The sequence below is a fragment of the Cedecea neteri NBRC 105707 = ATCC 33855 genome (assembly GCF_001571265.1).
Classification (GTDB): domain Bacteria; phylum Pseudomonadota; class Gammaproteobacteria; order Enterobacterales; family Enterobacteriaceae; genus Cedecea; species Cedecea neteri.
In genome coordinates this window covers 1-6,653 of the sequence record NZ_BCTL01000073.1, presented here as the reverse complement: position 1 = coordinate 6,653, position 6,653 = coordinate 1, and the positions used below count along the sequence as shown (strand labels likewise).

7 protein-coding genes are annotated in these 6,653 nt (G+C 54.6%); 6 read left to right on the top strand and 1 reads right to left on the bottom strand.

Annotated elements, in window-relative coordinates; translation table 11 throughout:
• Positions 1 to 162: 162 nt before the first annotated feature.
• Positions 163 to 660 (bottom strand): N-acetyltransferase, encoded by a 498-nt coding sequence (gene yhhY / locus CNE01S_RS22455; RefSeq protein ID WP_061278727.1) that lies wholly within the window; start codon positions 658 to 660, stop codon positions 163 to 165.
• 349 nt (positions 661 to 1,009) lie between these two features.
• Between yhhY and CNE01S_RS22450 the strand changes: the two genes are divergently transcribed.
• The 6 genes from CNE01S_RS22450 to CNE01S_RS22425 all read left to right on the top strand — a co-directional run bounded on the left by CNE01S_RS22450 (position 1,010) and on the right by CNE01S_RS22425 (position 6,527).
• A complete protein-coding gene (locus CNE01S_RS22450; RefSeq protein ID WP_061278725.1) occupies positions 1,010 to 2,047 on the top strand; it encodes an oxidoreductase in 1,038 nt (345 codons plus the stop codon).
• A gap of 123 nt (positions 2,048 to 2,170) precedes the next feature.
• Positions 2,171 to 2,866: a pirin family protein gene (locus tag CNE01S_RS22445; protein ID WP_039298485.1), complete on the top strand. Its 696-nt coding sequence runs from the start codon at positions 2,171 to 2,173 to the stop codon at positions 2,864 to 2,866.
• 95 nt (positions 2,867 to 2,961) lie between these two features.
• Positions 2,962 to 3,957 carry a gluconate operon transcriptional repressor GntR gene (gene gntR, locus CNE01S_RS22440; protein WP_038477967.1) on the top strand — a complete coding sequence of 332 codons (996 nt, stop codon included), beginning with the start codon at positions 2,962 to 2,964 and terminating at the stop codon, positions 3,955 to 3,957.
• A gap of 150 nt (positions 3,958 to 4,107) precedes the next feature.
• Positions 4,108 to 4,641, top strand: a complete 534-nt coding sequence (gntK, locus tag CNE01S_RS22435; RefSeq protein WP_061278724.1) for a gluconokinase — start codon at positions 4,108 to 4,110, stop codon at positions 4,639 to 4,641.
• Positions 4,638 to 5,978, top strand: coding sequence for a gluconate transporter (gene gntU / locus CNE01S_RS22430; protein WP_038477973.1), 1,341 nt, complete (start codon positions 4,638 to 4,640; stop codon positions 5,976 to 5,978). The genes gntK and gntU overlap by 4 nt, the downstream gene beginning before the upstream one ends.
• Before the next feature lie 114 nt (positions 5,979 to 6,092).
• A complete protein-coding gene (locus CNE01S_RS22425) occupies positions 6,093 to 6,527 on the top strand; it encodes a hypothetical protein (RefSeq protein ID WP_061278722.1) in 435 nt (144 codons plus the stop codon).
• Positions 6,528 to 6,653 lie beyond the last annotated feature (126 nt).

Below are 6,653 nucleotides of genomic sequence, written 5' to 3'. Positions count from 1 at the left end.
GGGCGCCGGGGTTGCCAGGGAGATGGCGCTTTCTCCCTGGCACGTTCACCGTGCTCTGAGCGTGTAGAGAACATTGATCTACGGGTGAACGGAACAGCCGCGGAGCGAAAGATATCCTCCGAGAAAATAGGGTATAAGAGAGTGACCGAGTGAGGGCTAAAATCACCCCGGTCTAAAACGTGCCATAAAATACGCATCCACATACTCGCCGTCGCGCAGCGCAAAGCGCTTCCCGGTGCCTTCCACCTCGAAGCCAAACTTGCGGTACACCGCCAGCGCAGCCGCGTTATCGGTATACACCGTCAGCTCAATGCGCTCGACGCGAAGCCACTTATCGCACAGGGCAATCATTTCCTTAAGCAAAGCCGACGCAATACCTTTTCCTTGATGATCGTAATGCACGCCCATGCCGAAAGTGGCGACATGGCTACGGCGCGGAGACTGTTCCACCGTGAGCGTTAACTGCCCCACAATCTCATCGTCGATGCATGCCACCAAATGTCGGCTCCCCGGTCTGGGGTCGGTAATTCGGTCATGCCAGGCTTTTAGAGAAGGATGAGGTAGCTGCAGCGTGTCGCGGTAAAGCGCCGGATGGGCATACATTTTTTGTAAAGCTTCCGCATCGCCAGGTTCGGCGTGACGCACAACAACTGATTTCATCCTTTTCTCCTCAATGAGTTATGGAAAACCTTTTAAACATCATTGACTTTGAACCGCAAGTCAACGCTATTTTTTTCAAAAAACGCTTTACAAGTGCGAATGATAATGATTATTATTGCCATGCGTTCAGGGGAGACCCCTACGGAGACATCCTGAAAGCACGACATTGCTCACATTGCTTCCAGTATTACTTTAGCCAGCCGGGTGCTGGCTTTTTTTTTGCCCTTCTTATTTGAAGCCGTAGCTGCGTTGGTTGCGCTTATTTGGCCAAACCTTTGTCCGGTTTTAATAAAACGTGGATGGAAAATGCAGTAAGGTACAGTCAGCTCAAATCAAAAAGGACAATGAAATGACTCTGCACTGTGCCTTCATCGGCTTTGGTAAAAGTACCACCCGCTATCACCTTCCGTTCGTACTCTTCCGTAAAGACAAGCTCAACGTGGCCCACATCTTTCGCCGCAGCGAAAAGCCTGAGCTGGAACAGCAGCCGCAGTACGCCGGGATCCATTTCACCAGCCAGCTTGATGACATCCTCACCGATCCGCAGGTCAAACTGGTGGTGATTTGTACCCACGTCGACAGCCATTTTGAGTATGCGAAAAAGGCGCTCGAAGCGGGTAAAAACGTGCTGGTGGAAAAACCATTTACTCCGACGCTGGCCGAAGCGCGCGAGCTGTTTGCGCTGGCAAAAGAGAAGGGGCTGGTGGTCACGCCTTACCAGAATCGCCGCTTTGATTCCTGCTTCCTGACGATGAAAAAAGCCATCGAAAGCGGCAAGCTCGGCAAGATTGTGGAAATTGAAAGCCACTTTGATATGTACCGCCCGGATGCGCCTGCGAATCCAGGTAAACCGGCGGACGGCGCTTTCTACGGCCTGGGTGTGCACACCATGGACCAAATCATCTCCCTGTTTGGCCGCCCGGAACACGTCGCCTATGACATCCGCAGCCTGCGCAATAAAGCCAACCCGGACGATACTTTTGAAGCCCAGCTGTTCTTTGGCGACCTTAAGGCGATCGTGAAAACCAGCCATTTGGTGAAAATCGACTACCCGAAATTCATCGTGCACGGTACCAAAGGCTCGTTTGTGAAGTACGGCATCGACCAGCAGGAAACCAGCCTCAAAGCGTACATCATGCCGGGTGAGCCAGGCTTTGGCGCAGACAGCAGCGTGGCGACACTGGAGTACGTCAACGAAGCCGGGGAAATGGTACGTGAGGAGTGGAAACCGGAAGTGGGCGACTATGGCCGCGTCTACGATGCGCTGTACGACACGCTGATTGGCGGCAAGCCTAATTACGTCAGAGAAATTGAAGCTCTCACCAATTTGGAAATCCTGGAGCGCGGTTTCGAACAGCCATCTCCTGCGACAATAAGCCTCGCCTGATAGCATTTTGACTCCTCTAACTCGTTCACTTTTTTTGAACAGAGGAGTCAATTTTCACCCTCTATGATCCTCCGCGAAATGGGTCCACACTTATCCCATCAAACGAATTGCGGAGGACATAACATGATCTACTTAAGAAAAGCACAGGACCGCGGCCATGCGAACCACGGTTGGCTGGACAGCTGGCATACCTTCTCTTTTGCCGACTATTATGACGCTAACTTTATGGGCTTCTCGGCGCTGCGGGTCATTAACGAAGACGTCATTGATGCAGGCCAGGGCTTTGGTACCCATCCGCATAAAGACATGGAAATTCTGACCTACGTGCTGGAAGGCGCGGTTGAGCATCAGGACAGCATGGGCAACAAAGAGCGGGTTCCTGCGGGGGAATTCCAGATTATGAGCGCCGGGACCGGGATCCGTCACTCTGAGTACAACGCCAGCCAGACCGAACCGCTGCGCCTGTACCAGATTTGGATTATTCCAGAAAAAACCGGGATTACGCCGCGCTACGATCAGCGTCGTTTTGATGCTCCTCAGGGACGCCAGCTGGTGCTTTCTCCGGATGCACGTGATGGCTCTCTGAAGGTTTATCAGGATATGGAGCTGTCCCGCTGGGCGCTGGCCAAAGACGAGCAGTCTGTGTACCAGATTCCGGCCGACCGCCGCGTCTGGATCCAGGTGGTAAAAGGCGACGTGTCCATTAACGGCACGCAGGCAAAAACCAGCGATGCGATCGCGGTCTGGGATGAACAAGCGATTTCCGTTCATGCCAGCGAAGCGAGCGAGATCCTGCTGTTCGACCTGCCGCCGGTATAAACGTTACCCGTCACAACCCGTCCCTGAAAAAGGGGCGGGTTTTCTTTTGTCCGTGCTAAACTCGGCTGTCGAAACTTCATAAGCCAAGCAGGACGATGAAAAAGAAAAGACCGGTACTACAGGATGTTGCGGATCGCGTTGGGGTGACCAAAATGACGGTCAGCCGTTTCTTACGTAATCCTGATCAGGTGTCTGCCGCTCTGCAGGTAAAAATTGCCGCCGCGTTAGATGAGCTGGGCTATATCCCGAACCGTGCGCCGGATATTCTTTCTAATTCAACCAGCCGGGCCATTGGCGTCCTGCTTCCTTCGCTGACCAACCAGGTGTTCGCCGAAGTGCTGCGCGGCATTGAAAACGTTATTGATGCCCACGGTTACCAGACCATGCTCGCTCACTACGGCTATAAGCCGGAGCTGGAGCAGGAGCGTCTGGAATCTATGCTGTCCTGGAACATCGACGGCCTGATTCTGACCGAGCGCAACCACACGCCCAGAACGCTGAAAATGATTGAAGTTGCCGGTATTCCGGTGGTGGAGCTGATGGACAGCGTCTCTCCTTGCCTGGATATCGCCGTGGGCTTTGATAACTTCGAAGCGGCTCGCCAAATGACAGCCAACATTATTTCCCGTGGGCATAAGCACGTTGCCTATCTTGGCGCGCGCCTCGACGAACGTACCCTCATCAAGCAAAAAGGCTACGAGCAGGCGATGCTCGACGCCGGGCTGACGCCGTATAGCGTGATGATTGAAAACTCCTCTTCTTATTCCACCGGTATTGAGCTGCTGCGCCAGGCGAAACGCGAATATCCGCAGCTCGACAGCATCTTCTGTACCAACGATGACTTAGCGATTGGTGCGGCGTTTGAATGCCAGCGTCAGGGCTTGCGCATCCCGGAGGATATGGCGATTGCCGGTTTCCACGGCCACGACATCGGGCAGGTGATGGAGCCGCGTCTGGCGAGCGTGCTGACCCCGCGAGAGCGCATGGGGCGTATCGGGGCAGAGCGTCTGCTGGCCCGTATTCGCGGTGAAATCATTACCCCGAAAATGCTGGATTTAGGCTTTACGCTGTCGCCCGGTGGCTCGATCTAAGCCGAAATTTTTATTTGATACAGCTCACACTTATACACTTTGCAAGCTAATGGTTATTGCTTATTGCTCAGCCAGACCGGAAAATGTTATCGGTAACAGTTACCCGTAACAAAACCAGGCGCATTACTTTGTGTCAGAGTCGGAGCCATCATGAGCACTACTAATCACGACCACCACATTTACGTCCTGATGGGCGTCTCCGGCAGCGGTAAATCCGCCGTTGCCAGCGAAGTTGCCCATCAGCTGAACGCCGCATTTCTTGACGGCGACTTCCTGCACCCCCGCAGCAACATCCTGAAAATGGCCTCCGGCGAGCCGCTGAACGACGACGACCGTACCCCGTGGCTGAAAGCGTTGAATGATGCCGCGTTTGCGATGCAGCGCACCAACAAGGTTTCGCTGATCGTTTGCTCGGCGCTGAAAAAGCACTACCGCGACCTGCTGCGTGACGGTAACCCGAACCTCTCCTTCATCTATATGAAAGGCGACTTCGAGGTGATTGAAAGCCGCCTGAAGGCGCGTAAAGGCCACTTCTTTAAAACTCAGATGCTGGTGACTCAATTCGAAACCCTGCAAGAGCCGCAGGCGGATGAAAAAGATGTGCTGATCGTGGATATCGACCAGCCGCTGGACGGTGTTGTCGCCAGCACCCTCGCATTAATCAACCAGGGCAGCGCAGAGTGAGTACATTAACGCTTGTTTTAACAGCGGTCGGCTCCGTGCTGCTCCTGCTGTTTTTAGTGATGAAGGCCCGTATGCACGCCTTCGTGGCTTTGATGGTGGTTTCTATTGGTGCCGGTCTGTTCTCCGGCATGCCGCTCGACAAAATCGCCGACACCATGCAGAAAGGCATGGGCGGCACGCTGGGCTTCCTGGCGATTGTGGTCGCCCTCGGCGCTATGTTCGGCAAAATTCTGCATGAAACCGGCGCGGTAGATCAGATTGCCGTTAAGATGCTGAAGTCCTTCGGCCACAGCCGCGCGCATTACGCGATTGGCCTGGCGGGTCTGATTTGCGCGCTGCCGCTGTTCTTTGAGGTAGCCATCGTGCTGCTGATAAGCGTTGCGTTTTCGATGGCGCGCCATACCGGAACCAACCTGGTGAAGCTGGTGATCCCTCTGTTTGCAGGCGTCGCCGCTGCTGCCGCGTTCCTGCTGCCTGGGCCTGCGCCAATGCTGCTGGCATCGCAGATGCACGCTGACTTTGGCTGGATGATCCTTATTGGCCTGTGCGCCGCGATCCCTGGCATGATTATCGCCGGCCCGCTGTTCGGGAACTTCATCAGCAAATTTGTTTCGCTGGAAATCCCGGACGATATCTCCGAGCCGCACCTGGGTGAAGGCAAGCTGCCGTCCTTTGGCTTCAGCCTGTCGCTGATCCTGCTGCCGCTGGTGCTGGTTGGCCTGAAAACCATTGCCGCTCGTTTCACCGCGCCGGGTTCTACGCTGTACGAATGGCTGGAGTTCATCGGCCACCCGTTTACCGCGATTCTGGTGGCCTGCCTGGTGGCTATTTATGGTCTGGCCTATCGCCAGGGCATGGACAAAGAAAAAGTGATGGCGGTGTGCGGCCAGGCGCTGCAGCCTGCGGGGATTATCCTGCTGGTTATCGGCGCTGGTGGCGTGTTCAAACAGGTGCTGGTTGACTCCGGCGTGGGCCCGGCATTGGGCGAAGCGCTGACCGGCATGGGTCTGCCTATCGCGATTACCTGCTTTGTGCTGGCGGCTGCGGTACGTATCATTCAGGGTTCCGCGACCGTGGCCTGCCTGACCGCCGTTGGCCTGGTGATGCCGGTTATCGAGCAGCTGAATTATAACGGCGCGCAGATGGCAGCTCTGTCTATCTGTATCGCGGGTGGTTCTATCGTGGTGAGCCACGTGAACGACGCGGGCTTCTGGCTGTTCGGTAAATTTACCGGCGCGACCGAAGCACAAACGCTGAAGACCTGGACGATGATGGAAACCATCCTCGGTACCACCGGGGCGATTGTCGGGATGATTGCGTTCAGCCTGCTGTCTTAATCTCTCTTCTGCTCCCGCTAAAAACACCCGGCAATTGCCGGGTGTTTTGTTTTACGGGTTAAGCTTCTCTCTTCCCGTGACGCTCTTACTCCCTATTAAAAAAGGAGCGCCCGCATGAAAAAATTACTCTTCTTACTGTTATTGCCGCTGTTAACCGGCTGCGCGACGCTGGTTAGCAATAATGACGCCACGGTGTATATCGACAGTACGCCAAAGAGCGCTGCCTTTACGATTTTTGATGGCAAGGGAGAGATTGCTGCACAGGGCATCACCCCCCAGTCCGTGACGCTGAAAAAGACGGATGGCCGCTACTTCGGGAAGAAAAACTATACGCTGAGGCTAAAACACGAAGGGTATTACTCCCTGTCGCTACCGCTGGAAACCCGTTTCAGCAACTGGTATCTCTTCGGTAATATTATCTTCTTCGGCGTGCCGGGGTGGCTGATTGTCGATCCGTTCTTTGGCGGCATGTATACGCTGAAGGAGGATAATTTTCATCTCTTGCTGCGTGCATGCCAGCCGGGGCCGTATCGGTATATGTGTTCGTGAGGGGGATCGAGCCTGGTAGGGTGATCTCTTGCTTATGTGGGATCGGCTAAGATTCCGTTCACTTCCAGTCCTGTTTTATATGCAGCCACCGCAACGGTGAACGTCTAGGGGAAGTCACCGTCACTT